Raw genomic sequence first — 15,980 nt, 5'->3', positions numbered from 1 at the left:
TGCAAAATGAATGTCGAACCCATCGTAGGAGACAGTCATGTTCAAATTGCCGCCCTTGCTCACCGTGGTCTACAAAGCCTGGCTGCGCGCCAGGCTGGGACGCTACACGCAGGCGCTGGAAGCCATCGCCGCCCAGCGCGAGAACGATTTCCACGCGGAACGCCTGCTGCACAAGGAAATGGTGCTGCTGCGCTCCAAGCTACACTCGCTGTGACGGCGCACGGCTGGCCAGCCGCTCCAGCAGCTCGAAGGCGGCCTGCGTCAGCAAGGCCAGCAGCGCCGCCGGGATCGCGCCCGCCAGCAGCATATCGTTGTCGTTCAGCGCCAGGCCGATGGTGATGCGTTCGCCATAGCCGCCGGCACCGATGAAGGCGGCGATGGTCGCCGTCCCCACGCTCATCACGGCCGCCGTCTTCACGCCTGCCAGTATCACCGGCAAGGCCAGCGGCAGCTCCACATGCACCAGCCGCTGCAGCGGCCGCAGGCCCAGTGCCAGCGCCGCCAGCCGCAGGCCGGCCGGCACCTGCAACAAGCCGGTGCAGGTGTTGCGCACGATGGGCAGCAGCGCATACACCACCAGCGCCACCAGCGCCGGCGCCGTGCCGATCACGCCCAACAAGGGGATCAGCAGCGCCAGCAAGGCCAGCGACGGCACCGTTTGCAGCACGCCCGTCAAGCCCAGCACCACCTGCCGCAGGCGCGGGAAGGCCGCCGCCAGCACACCCAGCGGAATGCCGACCACGCACGCCAGCAGCACCGCCACCAGCACCAGCGTCAGATGCTGGCGCGTCAGCGGCCACAGGTTCTTGTCGAAGATTTTAACCAGCAGACCATCACGTACCGGTGCTGCCTGCACGGTCTTGCCAACATCGGCGGATGGCGCGCCGGCGGCCAGCGGCTTGTGCGTCGCCAGCCAGTCGCGCGCCACGCTGGCGAAATTCTGGCCATCGATTTCGGCGGCGGCATTCATCGCGATCATGTCGGCCGCGCTGATGCGGCCCTCCAGCCGCGTGATCGCCTGCCACGCGGCCGGGAAGCGCCGGGGCGCATCGAGACGGTACAGCAGCATCGCGTCGTAGCGTGGGAAGTAAGCGCGGTCGTCCTCCAGCACGCGCAGGCCGTACTGGCGGATCTTGGCGTCGGTGGAGTAGATGTCGATGACGTCGACCTGGCGCTGCATCAGGGCCTCGTAGGCGATGCCGTGGTCCAGGCCTTCCGGCTGCTGCGGCAGGCCGTAGCGCTTGGCCAGTCCCGGCCAGCCGTCTGCGCGGCCGATGAATTCATGCGACAGGCCGAAGCGCAAGCGCGGCTGCGATGCCAGCTCGCTGAGTTTTTTCAGGCCATCCGGCCCGCCGCGCATGGCCAGCGCATAGGTGTTGTTGAAGCCCAGCGGCACCGCCACGCCCAGTCCCATCGCCGCCAGCTCGCGGCGGATCTGCTCCAGCGGCGCGGCCTGCGCATGCTTGAGGATTTCCAGGTCGATGGTGCCGAGGTATTCAGGATAGACGTCGATGCGGCCGGCCTGCAAGGCCGCCAGGACAATGGCGGTATTGCCCAGTCCTTGCAAGTGCTCGACCTTGGCGCTTGGTGCAGCCTGCGCCGCGGTCTGCGCCAGCACCTCGCCCAGGATATAGGATTCGGTGAAGCGCTTCGAGCCCACGTGCAGCGTATCGGCCGGCGCGGCGCACACCGCGCCAGCCCACAACAGGGCCAGAAAAACTAGCAATCGTCCTTGCACAGGCTCTCCGAAATGATGGTCATTCCGGAGAGCTTACCATCAAGCGCCTGCGCGCAGCATGGCCGCCTTCAAGGCCTGGCTCAACGTCTCGTAAGACTCCGACAGGTGCGCCTTGGCCTCGCGGCTCATCGGCTTGGCCATCGCGCCGCGGATATCGCGTTGCAGCGCCAGCGCGTTCTCGCGTTGCAGGCTGCGCGCATCGGCCGGCGTGATGGGCGAAGAGCGCAGCAGGATCGCGGTCAGGCGCTTCAGATGCTCGCGCTGCAGATTGCGGCGCATGCCGTTAATGTCCTTGCCGGTTTTCAGCTCGCTCCACACCGCGTCCTGCACGGTGGTGTACAACTCGTCGAGGCTGAGCGCCTGCTTGCGGTCGTCCAGCTTCTCCTGCGAATCGAGCAGGCGCACCGCCACCAGGTCGGACATCAGCTGGTCCAGCGCGCCGGACTGCAGCGACAGCACGCGGCCGCTGACCGACACGTCGGCCCGTCCATGCGATTCGAAATGGTCCGATCCCAGGCGGCTGATCATCGCCGGCGAGAACTGGAAGCTGTCCGACTTGAACAGGCTGTTGGTCAGCATCTGCAAGGCGGCCCGCTGGCGCGGCAGCGGCACCGGCGTGAAGGTGGCGCGGCCGGTGCCGGCGTGGTCGCGCAGATAGGTCACGCCGCCCACGTACTTGACCACCACCGGCATGGTGCGCGCAAACTGCTGAAAGCCGTAGTCGAAACTGCGGCGCAGTGTTTCATAACTCTCGCCGGGCTTCAGCGTGCGGCTTTGCAGACGGTCCCACAGCTCGCGCGAGATCGTCAGGCGGCGCTGGAAGTAAGCCAGCGGATCGCTGCCCAGGTCGAACACGTTCACATCGGGATCGGAATTGAAGCCGCCCGCATCCTGGTCGGTGCCGAAGGCCAGCAGCGGCTCGTTCGAGCGCGCGGCGATCTTCGCCAATTCCTCCTTCTCCTGCGCCGGCTCGATCGGCTTGTAGGCGTACTCGATGGCCCAGTAATCGTACGGCCCCAGCGTCGACGCCACGTACTCGCCCTGCTTCTCGCCCTTGAGCGACAGGTTGAACGGCGTGTAGTCCATCACCGATCCGGCCAGGCCGTTCTTCTTCGTGAACTCCGGATCCTGCAGCTGCTTCAGGCTGTAGATGGTCGACGAGCGGAAGTTGTGACGCAGGCCCAGCGTGTGTCCGATCTCGTGCATCACCAGCGAGCGTACATAGGCTTGCGCCACAGCGTCCGCCTCGGGGCTGCCCATTTCCAGTTCGCCGCGCACCTCCAGCAGGTCCATGGCAAAGCCCATCTCGGATGCCGATTCCTGCATGTAGTCGCAGCGCGCCTCCCGCCCTGGCATCGCCAACGGCTCCTGCATGGACATGACGTCCTCGCCGATCAGGCGGCGTGCGCCTCGTGCGAAGATGTCGGACATGCCGACGTCGGCATCGAGGATCTCACCGCTGCGCGGATCGACCTGCGTCGGCCCGACGGCGAAGCCGACATCCTTGCCGACGAACCAGCGCACCGACGCATGCCGTGCATCCATCGTATCGAAGCGGTCCTTCTCGGTCTGCTGCTTGACCACGATGGCGTTCTTGAAGCCGATGCGTTCAAACGCCTCGTTCCAGGCCAGGATGCCCTGCTTGACCGACTCGCGGTACTTCTCCGGGATATTCGCGTCGAGCCAGTAGACGATAGGCTGCTTCGGCTCCGACAGCGCCTGCGCCGGGTCCTGCTTCTCCAGGCGCCAGCGCTGGATGACGTGGCGCGACGTGGTCGGCGTCACGTCATCCGAATAGTCGTAGGTCGTGCTGACGAAATGGCCGACGCGATCGTCCGCGACACGGCCATGCATCGGCTGCGCCGGCAGCGGCATGAAGCTGTAGTAGAAGCCCAGGAACATGCTACGCGGGTCCGGCAGCGTGGACGGCGGCATGGGGATCGGCACCGGCGTGGTCGGCATCACCGCCGGCGGCGCCGCGATGCGGGGCACGAAAAAGTGCGCATTGACCTGGAAGCCCGTCATCGTCTCGTCGGAGCGGATGGTCTGGAAGCTGCTGTTGCGTGCATCCATCGCATACGGCATGCGGAAGGCCGCCTCCAGCCGCGTGGTGAAACTTGGGATATCGCCGAACAGCAGGATATTCGCCTCCACCAGGATCGCGTGGTTCTGCGGATTCGGGCCGCTGGCCACCGGCGCGATCGCCACCAGGCTGTCGGAGAACGCCTGCGACACCGCCAGCGCCTGCGGCGTGCCGGCCTTGGCGCCGTACTCGGTATTCTTGGCGATCATCTGCACCAGGTTGCCGAGGCGGTGAAACACCACCACCTGGCTCAGGCCCATCTGGCTGCCGTAGATACCGCGCTCACCTATCCCGTTCGGCATGTTCACGGTCATGAAGATTGGCCGGTCGAACTGGTCGGGGCGCAGCTCGATCCAGACTTTTTCCTCTTTCTGGTACAGGTTCAGGAAGCCCTGCACATGGGCGGCGCCGCGCACCACCTCGGCGTAGGGCTTGGGCGCGGCGGCGGCGGCCGCAATGGCGGCCAGGTTTGCGGCCGGCGGCACAGGGGCGCTGGCGGTGGCAGGTGCTTCAGGGGTGTGCGGTACGGGCGTGGGCGGCACCGGCTCCTGGGCCAGCGCCCGCGCGCCGAGCGTCAGCAGGACGGCGGCGCGGAGAGAGTTCAAGACAAACATGGATATCCTGTTACGTTAGAAGAGGCATCCCGGTACTGTAACCGAAACAACAACTAACGAAACAGAATTTCCCGAGGGTCCCCTCTAAACCTGCGGCGAACGCAACACCCCTGCATTGACCACGCCCCGGCAGGGATTAAGGCCGATGGCGTAGGACAGGTCGGCCGGCCGGGCGATGCGCCACAGCGCGAAATCGGCGCGCTTGCCCACTTCCAGGCTGCCGATCTGCTGTTCGCGGCCCAGCGCGCGCGCAGCGTGCAAGGTGCAGCCGGCCAGCGCCTCCAGCGGCGTCAGACGCCACAGGGTGCAGGCCATATTCATCGCCAGCAGCAGGGACGTCATCGGCGAGGTGCCGGGATTGCAGTCGGTGGCCACGGCCATCGCCACACCGGCGGCGCGCATGGCGGCCACCGGTGGCGGCGTGGTATCGCGCAGGAAGTAGTAGGCGCCGGGCAGCAGCACCGCCACCGTGCCGGCGGCGGCCATCGCGGCGATGCCGGCGTCGGTCAGGTGTTCGAGATGGTCGGCGGACAAGCCGTGGTAGCGCGCCACCAGCTCGGCGCCGCGCTGGTCGGACAGCTGCTCCGCATGCAGCTTGACCGGCAGGCCCTGCGCGCGCGCCGCCTGGAACACGCGCTCCGTCTGTTCATGCGAAAAGCCGATGCGCTCGCAGAAGGCGTCCACCGCATCGACCAGCCCTTCGGCGACCAGCGGCGCGATCATCGCGCACACCTCGGTGACGTAATCGTCGGCGCGGCCCGCGAACTCCGGCGGCAAGGCGTGCGCGCCGAGGAAGGTGGCGGCCACGCTGACCGGCAGCTCGCGGCCGATGCGGCGCGCCACGCGCAGCATGTTCGCTTCCGATTCCAGCGTCAGGCCGTAGCCGGATTTGATTTCCAGTGTGGTCACGCCCTCGGCCAGCAGGCTGCACACGCGCGGCAGGCTTTGCCGCAGCAGCTCGTCCTCCGACGCGGCGCGGGTGGCGCGCACGGTGGACATGATGCCGCCGCCGGCTCGCGCGATGTCCTCGTAGGTGGCGCCGTTGAGGCGCGCCTCGAATTCGTCGCTGCGGTTGCCGGCGTGGACGATGTGGGTGTGGCAGTCGATCAGGCCAGGCGTCAGCCAGCAACCGCCGCCATCGTGCACGGTGGCGGCCTGCATGCCCGGCGGCATTTCAGCCTGAGGTCCCAGCCACACGATCTTGCCATCCTTGACGGCGATGGCGGCATCGCGGATTTCACCGTAGCCATCGGCCATCGTGGCCAGATGCACGTTCGTAAACAACACATCCCACATGCTTTGCACTTTCTAGTTATTGATGATGTCGACCACGAACACCGTTGCGCTCTGGGCTTCCATCGACCACTCCTGCTCCGCCTCCAGCACCAGCAAGTCGTAGCGCACCATGGCGATACGTTCGCGCGCGCTGCTTACCGTCAGGCTTTCGCCATCGGCCAGGAACAGCAGCGTGGTACCGCTGCGGCGCTTGAGCGGCTCGGCGCCCCGCACCTCGCACGGCTCCAGCCGGTGGCGACAGCGGCCACGCCGCGTCATCACGTTGAAGTCGGTGGTCAGGCTGCCGGTGACGGTGGCGTGCACCGCCGCCTCGCCGTCGAACTCGATCAGCGGCTCGCTGGGGCTGAGCACAAAACGCTCTTCGCCGAAATCCAGCAGCACGCCGTCGCCGTCGACCAGCGCCAGCGACCGGTCGATGCCGGGAAAGGTGGAAAAAGGTCCGCTTTGAGAGATGGTCGCCAGGCTGACGCGCCAGTCGAATTCATCGAAGCCGGTGCCGGTGGGAGAGACGGCGATTTCCGTCGTGCTGCCGCCGCCGTTCTTCCACGGCGCGGGCCGCAGGCTTGCATACTGGATTAGCTGGGTCATCGGAACTCCCTCAGTTCGGCCAAGGTCTGCTTGAAGCGCGCAGCGATCGCCTGCTGCGCAACGTGCTGCTGATTGCGTACTACCCACTGGCCGCCGACCATGACGTCCTTGACCAGATTGTCGTTGCCGCAGAAGACGAAGCTGCCGAGCACCTCGTCCAGCGCCAATCCATACAGGTTCGGGTGCTGATCATCCAGCACGATCATATCGGCGCGGCGGCCCGGCGCCAACGCGCCCACCTGCCGTCCGCTGGCCTGGGCGCCGCCCTGCAAGGCGCCCTGCCACAGGAAGTCGCCGACATTGCGCTGCGCCGCCGACACCGCGATATTGCGGCGCTGGTGCTGCAGGCGCTGGCCGTATTCCAGCCAGCGCAGTTCTTCCACCGCGCTCTGCGAAATATGGCTGTCGCTGCCGATGCCGAACCGTCCGCCCACCGCCAGGAAATCCTCCAGCGGGAACAGGCCGTCGCCCAGGTTGGCCTCCGTGGTGGGGCACAGGCCCGCCACGGCGCCGCTCTGCGCCATCTGGTCCACCTCGTCGCGCATCAAGTGCGTCGCGTGGATCAGGCACCAGCGTTGATCGACGTCCACCTGGTCCAGCAGCCACTGCACGGGGCGGCGCCCGCTCCAGTCCAGCGACTGCTGCACTTCCTGCTTCTGTTCCGCGATGTGGATATGCACCGGACGGTCGTCCGGCAGCGTCACCAGCACCTCGTTAATCTGCGCCACCGACGCCGCGCGCAGCGAATGCGGCGCCACGCCCACTTCGGTTTGCGCATCCCGCAGGGGCTCCAGCGCCTCGATCACCCGCAGCACATCGTGCGGATCGGTCTTGAAGCGCTGTTGCTCCGGCTTCAAGGCGCTTTCGCCGAAGCCGGAATAACTATACAACACTGGCAGCATGGTGATGCCGATTCCCGCCAAACGTGCGGCGGCGATGACACGCTCCGCCGTTTCCGCGGGGCGCGGATACATGCTGCCGTCCGGCGCGCGCTGCACGTAATGGAACTCGCACATCGACGTGTAGCCGTGGCGCAGGCACTCGGAAAACAGCTGAGCCGCGATGGCCTCGATATGTTCCGGCGTGATGTTGCGCGCGAAGCGGTACATCAGGTCGCGCCAGGTCCAGAAGCTGTCCTTGGTTTCTCCAGCCTTTTCCGTGCGTCCGCCCAGCGCCCGCTGGAAGCTGTGCGAATGCAGGTTGATCATGCCCGGCAGCGCGTACTCCACCACCGGCGCGATCAGCTGCGCGCCGGCCGGCGCAACCACGCCGGCATCGACGCGAACGATGGTGCCGTTCACGTCCCACTCGACCAGCACATCCTCGCGCCAGCCCTCCGGCAGCAGCGCGTTGCGCGCGAACAGCCGGTTCATGTGCGCCCCCAGTCTGCGGCGGCCTGCGTCATCTGCCGCAGCAGGCCCTGCACCTGCTGCGCGCGGTCCTCGCGGTAGCCGTAGGGCGCTTCCTCATCCATATACGTCGACTGGCACATCTCCAGCTGGATCGCGTGCACGTTGTTGGCCGGCTGGCCGTAGTGACGGGTGATATGCCCGCCCTTGAAGCGGCCGTTGACGGCCACGCTGAACTGCTGCTGCGCCAGCGCGCGCGACACGATGGCGTCGCTCAGGCCCTGCGCACAGCTGTTGCCGTCGGCAGTGCCGAAGTTCAGGTCCGGCAGCTTGCCCTCGAAGAAGCGCGGCACCACCGACGCAATCGAATGCGCGTCCCACAGCACCACGCGGCCGTGCAGCGCCAGCAGCCGGTCCAGCTCCGCGCGCAGTTGATCGTGATACGGCTTCCAGTAGGCGGCCAGGCGGCGCTGCACTTCGGCCTCGTTTGGCGTATGGCCTTCGCGGTAAAGCGGTTCGCGGTGGAAGGTGTCGACCGGGCACAGGCCGGTCGTATCCTGGCCTGGATACAGGTTGGTGTTTTCCGGTGGCCGGTTCAGATCGATGACGTAGCGCGACCAGCGCGCCGACAGCGTCGACGCCCCCATCTCGCCGAGGAACTCGTACAGCCGCACCAGATGCCAGTCCGTATCCTGCTTGTCGACGGCGGCCGGCGTCATCGCCGCCGCCACGTCGTCGGGAATATCGGTGCCCACGTGCGGCATGGACACCAGCAAGGGAATACTGCCTGCTTTGAACTGATAGTCCATGACGTCTCCTCTTATGGATGCAGCGGCGTGAACAGACCTTTGCACGAAGCGCTCAACTCGCCGCGCATGACCATGCCCTTGGCCGCTTCGATATCCGGCGCGAAGAAGCGGTCGGCGTCGAAGAACGGCACCCTCTGGCGCAGCTGCGCATGCACGTGCTCCAGGTGCGGCGAGGTTTTCAGCGGACGATGGAAATCGATGCCCTGCGCTGCGGCCAGCAGCTCGATGCCGATGATGACGGCGGTGTTGTGCGCCATATCGTCCAGGCGGCGTGCGGCGTAGGTGGCCATGCTGACGTGGTCCTCCTGGTTGGCCGAGGTCGGGATCGAATCGACGCTGCCCGGATGGGCCAGCGACTTGTTCTCCGACGCCAGCGCAGCGGCGGTGACGTGGGCGATCATGAAGCCGGAGTTCACGCCCGGATCGCGTACCAGGAACGGCGGCAGGCCGGACAAGGTGGCGTCGATCAGCAGCGCGATGCGGCGCTCGGAGATCGCGCCGATTTCGGCGATGGCCAGCGCCAGCGTGTCGGCGGCGAAGGCCACCGGCTCGGCGTGGAAGTTACCGCCGGAGACCACCACCGACAGCTCGCCGTCCTTGAACAGCAGCGGGTTGTCGGTGACGGCGTTGGCTTCGATCAGCAGCGTGCGGGCGGCGTTGCCGATGATGTCCCAGCAGGCGCCCATCACCTGCGGCTGGCAGCGCAGGCAGTACGGGTCCTGCACGCGCTCGTCGCCGACCAGGTGCGAGGCGCGGATCGCGCTGTTGCTCACCAGTTGGCGATAGATCGAGGCGGCGGCGATCTGGCCCGGCTGGCCCCGCACCTCATGCACGCGGGCGTCGAACGGCGAGTCGGAACCCTTGGCCGCGTCCAGCGACAGCGCGCCGGACACCATGCCCGCTTCCAGCAGGCGCTCGGCCATGAACAGGCCATGCAGCGCCAGCGCGGTCGACACCTGGGTGCCATTGATCAGCGCCAGGCCCTCCTTCGCGGCCAGCACCACCGGCGCGATGTTGGCGGCTTTCAGTGCGTCGGCGGCAGGCATGACTTCGCCATTGACGCGCACGTCGCCCACGCCCAGCATCGCCAGCGTCATGTGCGACAGCGGCGCCAGGTCGCCCGAGGCGCCGACCGAACCCTTGGCCGGAATGGCCGGCATGATGCCGGCGTTGTACAGCGCGATCAGCGTGTCGATGATCAGTGGGCGCACACCGGAATAGCCGCGCGCCAGGCTGCCGATCTTCATCAGCATGATCAGGCGGCAGACGGCGTCCGACAGCAGCTCGCCGGTGCCGACCGAGTGCGACAGGATCAGGTTGCGTTGCAGCTGTTCCAGCTTGTCGTCCGGGATGCGGGTCTTGGCCAGCAGGCCGAAACCGGTGTTGATGCCGTAGGCCGCGTCACCCTTGGCGACGATGGCGCGCACGGCGGCGGCGGATGCTTCGATGACGGGGTAGGCTTCGGCGGCCAGCGACAGCGGACCGGCTGCGGTCCACACGGCGTGCAGTTCGGTCAGGGTCATCGCGCCTGGTTTCAGGGTCAGTGCATTTTTCATAGAGGTTCTCAAATTATTTAATCATGGGCAGGTTCAAGCCGTTGCGCTTGGCGCAGGCGATGGCCGTCTCGTATCCCGCATCGGCGTGACGCATCACGCCCGAGCCGCTGTCGTTGACCAGCACGCGCGCCAGGCGCTTGGCGGCGGCGTCGGTGCCGTCGGCCACGATCACCACGCCCGAGTGCTGCGAATAGCCCATGCCCACGCCGCCGCCGTGGTGCAGCGACACCCAGGTCGCGCCGCCGGCGGTGTTGAGCAGCGCGTTCAGCAGCGGCCAGTCGGAGACGGCGTCGGTGCCGTCCTTCATGCTTTCGGTTTCGCGGTTAGGGCTGGCGACGGAGCCGGTGTCCAGATGATCGCGGCCGATAACGATCGGCGCCTTCAGCTCGCCGTTGCGCACCATCTCGTTGAAGGCCAGGCCGGCGATGTTACGCTCGCCCAGACCCAGCCAGCAGATACGCGCCGGCAGGCCCTGGAAGGCGATGCGCTCGCGCGCCATGTCCAGCCAGCGGTGCACGTTGGCGTGGTGCGGGAACAGCTCCTTGATCTTGGCATCGGTCTTGTAGATATCCTCCGGGTCGCCGGACAGCGCCACCCAGCGGAACGGGCCACGGCCCTCGCAGAACTGCGGACGGATATAGGCTGGCACGAAGCCAGGGAAATCGAAGGCGTTCTTGACGCCATGGTCGAACGCCACCTGGCGGATGTTGTTGCCGTAGTCGACCACCTTGGCGCCCAGCGCCTGGAAGTCCAGCATCGCCTGCACGTGCACCGCGCAACCGGCGGTGGCGGCGGCCTTCAGTTCCTCGTGGCGGGCGGCGTCGTGCTGCGCGGTCTTCCACTGGTCCACGCTCCAGCCCTGCGGCAGGTAGCCGTTGATCAGGTCATGGGCCGAGGTCTGGTCGGTAACGATGTCGGGCACGATGCCGCCTGCTTTTGCGCGGCGCACCAGCTCCGGCAGCACGTCGGCCGCGTTGCCCAGCAGGCCGATGGAGATGGCGTCGCCATTGGCCTTGTGCAGTTTGATCATCTCCAGCGCCTCATCGATGCTGGCGGCCTGCTTGTCGAGGTAGCGGGTGCGCAGGCGGAAGTCGATGCTGCTCTGCTGGCACTCGACGGTCAGCGACACGGCGCCGGCCATGGTGGCGGCCAGCGGCTGCGCGCCGCCCATGCCGCCCAAGCCCGCGGTCAGCACCCAGCGGCCTTTGAGGTCGCCGCCGAAATGCTGGCGGCCCGCTTCGGCGAAGGTCTCGAAGGTGCCCTGCACGATGCCCTGGGTGCCGATGTAGATCCACGAGCCGGCCGTCATCTGGCCGTACATGAACAAGCCTTTACGGTCTAGTTCATTGAAGTGTTCCCAGTTGGCCCACTTCGGCACCAGGTTGGAGTTCGCGATCAGCACGCGCGGCGCGTCCTCGTGGGTCTGGAACACGCCGACCGGTTTGCCGGACTGGATCAGCAGGGTTTGATTGTCTTCCAGCTCGCGCAGCGAGGCCAGGATCTGGTCGTAGCATTCCCAGTTGCGGGCCGCGCGGCCGATGCCGCCGTAGACCACCAGGTGCTTGGGATTCTCCGCCACTTCCTTGTCCAGATTATTCTGGATCATGCGGTAGGCCGCCTCGGCGCCCCAGTTTTTACAGGTACGCTCCGCTCCGCGGGGGGCGCGGATTTCGCGGCTGGCGTCAAAACGTGGATCGCTGTCTAAATGGGTCGTCATGGTGGCTCCTGCTCCTGAGTGAGTGGGACCGGCCATGCGCGCAACAACACACGCACGGCCAGCGCATCCTCAAAGGATAAGTTGTATATACAACCAAGTCAATCAGTTTTTAAGCGGATCGGAGGGAACGAATAATTCCTGAGCTTGTCAAAAATGTCATCAGTCCTTGACATCTTGCCAGCATTCGCCGGCGCACGCTCACACGGAGCCTCAATATGGTTGCCTTGCCGATCAACCTGCAGAATCCGTTGCGCCATCGCACGATGCCAGCGGCTGACCGATCGCGCCGCCTAACGGACTGGCAGAGAGTCAGATAGACAAAATTCAGCGGGAATTGCTGGCTGCATGCCACCGCTACCGGAACAGACGCATCGGAGAATTCCTGAAGGAACTTGGCCTGACCGAGGGGCGCTCTACCGGCGTGCCCAAGATCTTGAAGGCCATGGCAGGCAACGGCTCGCCAGCGCCGCAGTTTGACACGGACGAGGAGCGCAGCGGGTGCTTGGTCAGACTGCCGGTTCACCCGTTGGCGCAATGGCCCGTTGATCAGTCCACCCCGGAAGTTACCCCCCAAGTTACCCCCAAGTTACCCCCAAGTTACCCCCCAAGTTACCCCCGAAGTTCGAAGCATCCTCAACTTGCTGGTGTCGGAATCGGCGCGTCAGCAACTTCAAGAGGCGCTGGGACTAAAGGACAGCAAACACTTCCGCAAGACATACCTCCTACCAGCAATCGCAGCAGGACTGGTGGAGATGACCCAACCCGACGCACGTCGCAGCCGGAGCCAGCGCTACCGGCTAACCCCGGCAGGCCAGCAATGGCTGACGCAGCACGCCGACGATTAATCCGCCCGCTTCTCTTTCTTGTACACCCGCTTGCCGCCCATCCACGTCTGCAGCACCTGCGTCTTGCCGATCTGCTCGGCCGGCACCTTGAACAGGTCGCGGTCGATCAGGATGAAGTCGGCCCACTTGCCCGGCTCCAGCGTGCCGATGACATTCTCCTGGTGCGCCGCGTAGGCCGCGTCCAGCGTGAAGCAGCGGAACGCTTCGGTCAGCGTCATCGCCTGGTTCTTGTACCAGCCACCGGCCGGCACGCCGGCGTTGTTCTGCCGCGTGACCGCCGCATGCAAGCCCTCGAACGGATTCGGCGACTCCACCGGGAAATCCGAACCGCAGGCGATGCGCGAGCCCTGATCAAGGAAGCTGCGCCACGCGTACGCGCCCTTGATGCGCTCATGCCCCACGCGCTGCTCGGCCATGTTCTGGTCCGATGTCGCATGGGTCGGCTGCATCGACGGGATCACGCCCAGCGCCTTGAAGCGCGGGATGTCCTCCAGCGCCACCACCTGCGCGTGCTCGATGCGGTGGCGCAGCTCGACGTTGTTATATTTCGGGATCAGCTGCGCGTAGGCGTCAAGGATCTGGCGGTTGCCGGCGTCGCCGATGGCGTGCACGTTGACCTGATAACCGGCCTTCATCGCCTTGTTCATCTTGGCCAGCATCTCGGCGTTCGGATAGAACAGCAGGCCTTTGGTCGACGGCATGTCGCTGTACGGCGCCAGCAAGGCCGCGCCGCGGCTACCCAGCGCGCCGTCCGAGTACAGCTTGACGGCGGCCAGCGCGTACACATCGTTGCCATAGGATTTGAGCGGACCGTCCTTGGACAGCTCGTCGAAATCTACCGTGGTGTCACCAATCATCGCGTAGACGCGGGTGGTCAGCTTGCCGTGGTCGGCGTAGTCGCGATACAGGTCGTCCTGCACCACCCGGATGCCGGCGTCGTGCACGCTGGTCAGACCGACCCTGGCCAGCGCGGCCAGCGCGTTGTCCAGCCGGGCGCGCGCCTCGTTGGGCGTGGCCAGCGGCACCACCTTGTCGACCAGCTCCATCGCCGCGTCCACCAGCACGCCGCTCGGCTTGCCGGAGGCATCGCGTTCGATCTTGCCGCCTTTCGGGTCCGGTGTATCCCTGGTGATGCCGGCCATTTCCAGCGCCTTGGTGTTGACCCAGGTGGCATGACCGTCCACGCGGTGCAGCAGCACCGGACGGTCGCCCACCACCGCGTCCAGCTCGGCGGCGGTCGGGAAGCGGCCCAGCTTCCATACTTCCTGGTTCCAGCCGAAGCCGATCAGCCAGGCGCTCTTCGGATGCGAGCGGCTGAACTCCGCCACCGTCCGCACCGCCCCGCCCAGCGAGGTGGCGCTGAACAACTCCGCGCCGGAGGCGATCTCGCCCAGCTCGAACACGTGGCCGTGGGCGTCGATCAAGCCTGGCAGCAGGGTCTTGCCCTGCGCGTCGATGTGCTCGGCCTTCGGCAGCCGGATCGCCGTCTCGCGCTCGCTGCCCACCGCGACGATGCGGCCCAGGTCATCGAAGGCCAGCGAGGTGAATCGCTGCAAGGTGCCGGCCGCGTTCAGCGTATAGCCGTTGGCGTGGTCGATGATGGTGTCGGCCTGCGCCAGCGGCAGGACGGTGGACAAAGCCAGACTGACGGCGGCGGCCAGCGGGGCGGGCGACAGGGATGTGCGCATCGAAAATCTCCATTCGGAAGCAAGAACAGAGTGTAGCGCACAACCTGCCGAACACAACGTTTAGAACAAGCCTTGCAACGAAACCGATAACAGGCGCGAATCGCCGAAGAACGGATAGCTGTAGTGCGACTTGTCCTTGCTGACGTCGTACTGCACCTTGAGCGCGGTGTTCTTGCGGAAATCCCAGCGCAGCGACAGATACTGCGTGTTGCGCGCCTCGATAGGCTCGTTGATGGTGGTGTAGCGCGAGAAGGTGTACATCGGCGTCCACGCCTCATACTGGTAGCCGACGCCAACCAGCGCGTACTTGTAGACGTTGTTGAGCCCCTTGCCCGCGTCGACCTGCTCATAGCGGTCCAGCTCGGACTTGACCAGCCAGTTCTTGTAGTCGACGTTGGCCGATAGCCCGGCGATGCGCGTGCTCTGGTTCTCGACGAAGAACACCTTGCCGGCCGGGCTGTCCTGCCAGGTGCTGTCCTTGTAGTGCATCAGCATGGCGCGCACGTCGAAGATGCCGTTGTTGGCCGACACATAGCCGCCCACCATGCTCTTCCACGATTCATGGGTCGGCGTGGCGTAGTAGATCTGCGTGTCGTAGGTGTCGTTGTGTTGGGTGTAGCCGCCGGCCCACATGTGGAAGGTGGCGGCCCAGTCGGACTGGCCCAGCTGCGTGCGGTAGCTGGCGTTGGCGCCCTGGTAGGCGTAGATCGGCCAGCCGTAGACGTCCGGCGCCGGCCGCACCCACGGATAGGCGTAGCCGATGTACAGGTAATCGCTGTAGTAGTACAGCGGAATGCGGAACTGGCCGGCCTGGAAGGTCCAGGCGGAATCGGCGGACGGCTGCCAGGTCAGATAGGCCCAGTCCAGCGTCGGCTTGAGGCCGTGGCCCGGGTTGTGCGCGCGCACCAGCACCTGCGCCGTGGCCGACAGCGTCGGCGAGAATTCCTTCTTCAGCTGGAAGCCGACCAGCGACTCCTGGTTGAATTGCCAACCCTCGCTGCGTTCGTAGACGGCCGCGTACTCCCAGTTCTGCACCGTGCAGGGACATTTCCACTGCATGTAATCCCACGGCACGCTGCTGCCCTGGGCCTTGCCGCTGAGCACGCGCGCGCCGGTCAGGTTGTAGAAGCCGGTCAGCTTAAGCGTGCCGTCGTCGGTCAGGTCGGTGGCGCCGGCCAGGCCGGCCAGCGCGGCCAGTGCCATCGCTATCAGTGTTTTTTTCATCGGGAGACTCCAGTAAGGGGAACAACACGCCAGTTCAAGGAACGATCGCCACGACCTTGACCGTGTCGTCCACCGCCGATTTTTCGATGTAGCCGATGGCGTTGACGTTGTCGGCCACGGCCTTCTTGACCTCGGCACTGTTCTTGTATTCCTTGGGAGCCTTGCCCTTGGCGGTGAAGACGATCTTGGACCAGATGGCCTCGACCTGGGCCGGCGATTTCTCCAGCACCTTCTTGCAGAACTCGGCGCGCAGCGGCGAATTTTCCGCCTGCTCCACCGGCGTGAACTGCACCGAGCCGCCAAGGAAGAACTGCGCCGCCTGCGACGGGAACATGCGGGTGGCGGGATTTTGCGGATTGACGATGATGACCAGTTCGGCCCGCGCCGTCAGCGCCGTGCCGGCCAGCGTCGCCGCCGCAAGCAACAGCGCCAGGCGCCGTCGGGAAAATAGCAATTGCAGATACATATCACCT

Annotated in this window: 13 protein-coding genes and 1 pseudogene; 3 read left to right on the top strand and 11 right to left on the bottom strand. The window is 65.9% G+C overall.

What is annotated here, in order from left to right; all coding sequences use genetic code 11:
- Positions 1–37 precede the first annotated feature (37 nt).
- A complete protein-coding gene (locus tag ACEN9O_RS12580) occupies positions 38–214 on the top strand; it encodes a hypothetical protein (protein ID WP_495617866.1) in 177 nt (58 codons plus the stop codon).
- Here the strand turns inward: ACEN9O_RS12580 and ACEN9O_RS12575 are convergent.
- The 8 genes from ACEN9O_RS12575 to hutU form a co-directional block, all read right to left on the bottom strand.
- A complete protein-coding gene (locus ACEN9O_RS12575) occupies positions 200–1,738 on the bottom strand; it encodes a glycine betaine ABC transporter substrate-binding protein (protein WP_495617865.1) in 1,539 nt (512 codons plus the stop codon). The two genes, ACEN9O_RS12580 and ACEN9O_RS12575, sit on opposite strands and share 15 nt — an antisense overlap.
- Before the next feature lie 39 nt (positions 1,739–1,777).
- Positions 1,778–4,435, bottom strand: a complete 2,658-nt coding sequence (locus ACEN9O_RS12570) for a zinc-dependent metalloprotease (protein WP_495617864.1) — start codon at positions 4,433–4,435, stop codon at positions 1,778–1,780.
- A gap of 84 nt (positions 4,436–4,519) precedes the next feature.
- Entirely contained in the window at positions 4,520–5,731 is a 1,212-nt protein-coding gene (gene hutI / locus ACEN9O_RS12565) for an imidazolonepropionase (protein ID WP_495617863.1), read from the bottom strand.
- A 12-nt stretch (positions 5,732–5,743) separates the two neighbouring features.
- Positions 5,744–6,319 carry a HutD/Ves family protein gene (locus ACEN9O_RS12560; RefSeq protein ID WP_495617862.1) on the bottom strand — a complete coding sequence of 192 codons (576 nt, stop codon included), beginning with the start codon at positions 6,317–6,319 and terminating at the stop codon, positions 5,744–5,746.
- Positions 6,316–7,692 (bottom strand): formimidoylglutamate deiminase, encoded by a 1,377-nt coding sequence (locus ACEN9O_RS12555; protein ID WP_495617861.1) that lies wholly within the window; start codon positions 7,690–7,692, stop codon positions 6,316–6,318. The genes ACEN9O_RS12560 and ACEN9O_RS12555 overlap by 4 nt, the downstream gene beginning before the upstream one ends.
- Positions 7,689–8,477 carry an N-formylglutamate deformylase gene (gene hutG / locus ACEN9O_RS12550; RefSeq protein WP_495617860.1) on the bottom strand — a complete coding sequence of 263 codons (789 nt, stop codon included), beginning with the start codon at positions 8,475–8,477 and terminating at the stop codon, positions 7,689–7,691. The genes ACEN9O_RS12555 and hutG overlap by 4 nt, the downstream gene beginning before the upstream one ends.
- A gap of 11 nt (positions 8,478–8,488) precedes the next feature.
- Positions 8,489–10,033, bottom strand: a complete 1,545-nt coding sequence (gene hutH / locus ACEN9O_RS12545; RefSeq protein WP_495617859.1) for a histidine ammonia-lyase — start codon at positions 10,031–10,033, stop codon at positions 8,489–8,491.
- A 13-nt stretch (positions 10,034–10,046) separates the two neighbouring features.
- A complete protein-coding gene (gene hutU, locus ACEN9O_RS12540) occupies positions 10,047–11,786 on the bottom strand; it encodes a urocanate hydratase (protein WP_495617858.1) in 1,740 nt (579 codons plus the stop codon).
- A gap of 298 nt (positions 11,787–12,084) precedes the next feature.
- Between hutU and ACEN9O_RS12535 the strand changes: the two are divergent.
- Both ACEN9O_RS12535 and ACEN9O_RS12530 read left to right on the top strand, forming a co-directional pair.
- Positions 12,085–12,228: pseudogene (locus tag ACEN9O_RS12535) on the top strand (ATP-binding protein); the annotation flags it as partial.
- Positions 12,224–12,595: a Fic family protein gene (locus ACEN9O_RS12530; RefSeq protein WP_495617857.1), complete on the top strand. Its 372-nt coding sequence runs from the start codon at positions 12,224–12,226 to the stop codon at positions 12,593–12,595. The pseudogene ACEN9O_RS12535 and the gene ACEN9O_RS12530, both read left to right, overlap by 5 nt.
- On the opposite strand, the gene ACEN9O_RS12525 is transcribed toward ACEN9O_RS12530, so the two are convergent.
- Genes ACEN9O_RS12525 through ACEN9O_RS12515 form a run of 3 tightly spaced genes read right to left on the bottom strand, consistent with a single transcriptional unit; the run spans position 12,592 to position 15,973 of the window.
- Entirely contained in the window at positions 12,592–14,283 is a 1,692-nt protein-coding gene (locus ACEN9O_RS12525) for an amidohydrolase (RefSeq protein ID WP_495617856.1), read from the bottom strand. The two genes, ACEN9O_RS12530 and ACEN9O_RS12525, sit on opposite strands and share 4 nt — an antisense overlap.
- A 60-nt stretch (positions 14,284–14,343) precedes the next feature.
- Positions 14,344–15,507 carry a hypothetical protein gene (locus ACEN9O_RS12520; protein ID WP_495617855.1) on the bottom strand — a complete coding sequence of 388 codons (1,164 nt, stop codon included), beginning with the start codon at positions 15,505–15,507 and terminating at the stop codon, positions 14,344–14,346.
- Between the two features lie 34 nt (positions 15,508–15,541).
- Positions 15,542–15,973 carry a type 2 periplasmic-binding domain-containing protein gene (locus tag ACEN9O_RS12515; RefSeq protein ID WP_495617854.1) on the bottom strand — a complete coding sequence of 144 codons (432 nt, stop codon included), beginning with the start codon at positions 15,971–15,973 and terminating at the stop codon, positions 15,542–15,544.
- Positions 15,974–15,980 lie beyond the last annotated feature (7 nt).

It is taken from the genome of Duganella sp. Dugasp78, from assembly GCF_059491455.1.
Note: the sequence above shows the minus strand (reverse complement) of the source record. Positions and strands in the feature narration are given on the sequence as shown.

What these genes read in the sequence shown, in the direction of transcription:
- ACEN9O_RS12580 (WP_495617866.1), top strand. Translation starts at nt 38, where the DNA reads ATGTTCAAATTGCCGCCCTTGCTCACCGTGGTCTACAAAGCCTGGCTG.
- ACEN9O_RS12570 (WP_495617864.1), bottom strand. Translation starts at nt 4,435, where the DNA reads ATGTTTGTCTTGAACTCTCTCCGCGCCGCCGTCCTGCTGACGCTCGGC.
- hutI (WP_495617863.1), bottom strand. Translation starts at nt 5,731, where the DNA reads ATGTGGGATGTGTTGTTTACGAACGTGCATCTGGCCACGATGGCCGAT.
- ACEN9O_RS12560 (WP_495617862.1), bottom strand. Translation starts at nt 6,319, where the DNA reads ATGACCCAGCTAATCCAGTATGCAAGCCTGCGGCCCGCGCCGTGGAAG.
- ACEN9O_RS12555 (WP_495617861.1), bottom strand. Translation starts at nt 7,692, where the DNA reads ATGAACCGGCTGTTCGCGCGCAACGCGCTGCTGCCGGAGGGCTGGCGC.
- hutG (WP_495617860.1), bottom strand. Translation starts at nt 8,477, where the DNA reads ATGGACTATCAGTTCAAAGCAGGCAGTATTCCCTTGCTGGTGTCCATG.
- hutH (WP_495617859.1), bottom strand. Translation starts at nt 10,033, where the DNA reads ATGAAAAATGCACTGACCCTGAAACCAGGCGCGATGACCCTGACCGAA.
- hutU (WP_495617858.1), bottom strand. Translation starts at nt 11,786, where the DNA reads ATGGCCGGTCCCACTCACTCAGGAGCAGGAGCCACCATGACGACCCAT.
- ACEN9O_RS12525 (WP_495617856.1), bottom strand. Translation starts at nt 14,283, where the DNA reads ATGCGCACATCCCTGTCGCCCGCCCCGCTGGCCGCCGCCGTCAGTCTG.
- ACEN9O_RS12520 (WP_495617855.1), bottom strand. Translation starts at nt 15,507, where the DNA reads ATGAAAAAAACACTGATAGCGATGGCACTGGCCGCGCTGGCCGGCCTG.
- ACEN9O_RS12515 (WP_495617854.1), bottom strand. Translation starts at nt 15,973, where the DNA reads ATGTATCTGCAATTGCTATTTTCCCGACGGCGCCTGGCGCTGTTGCTT.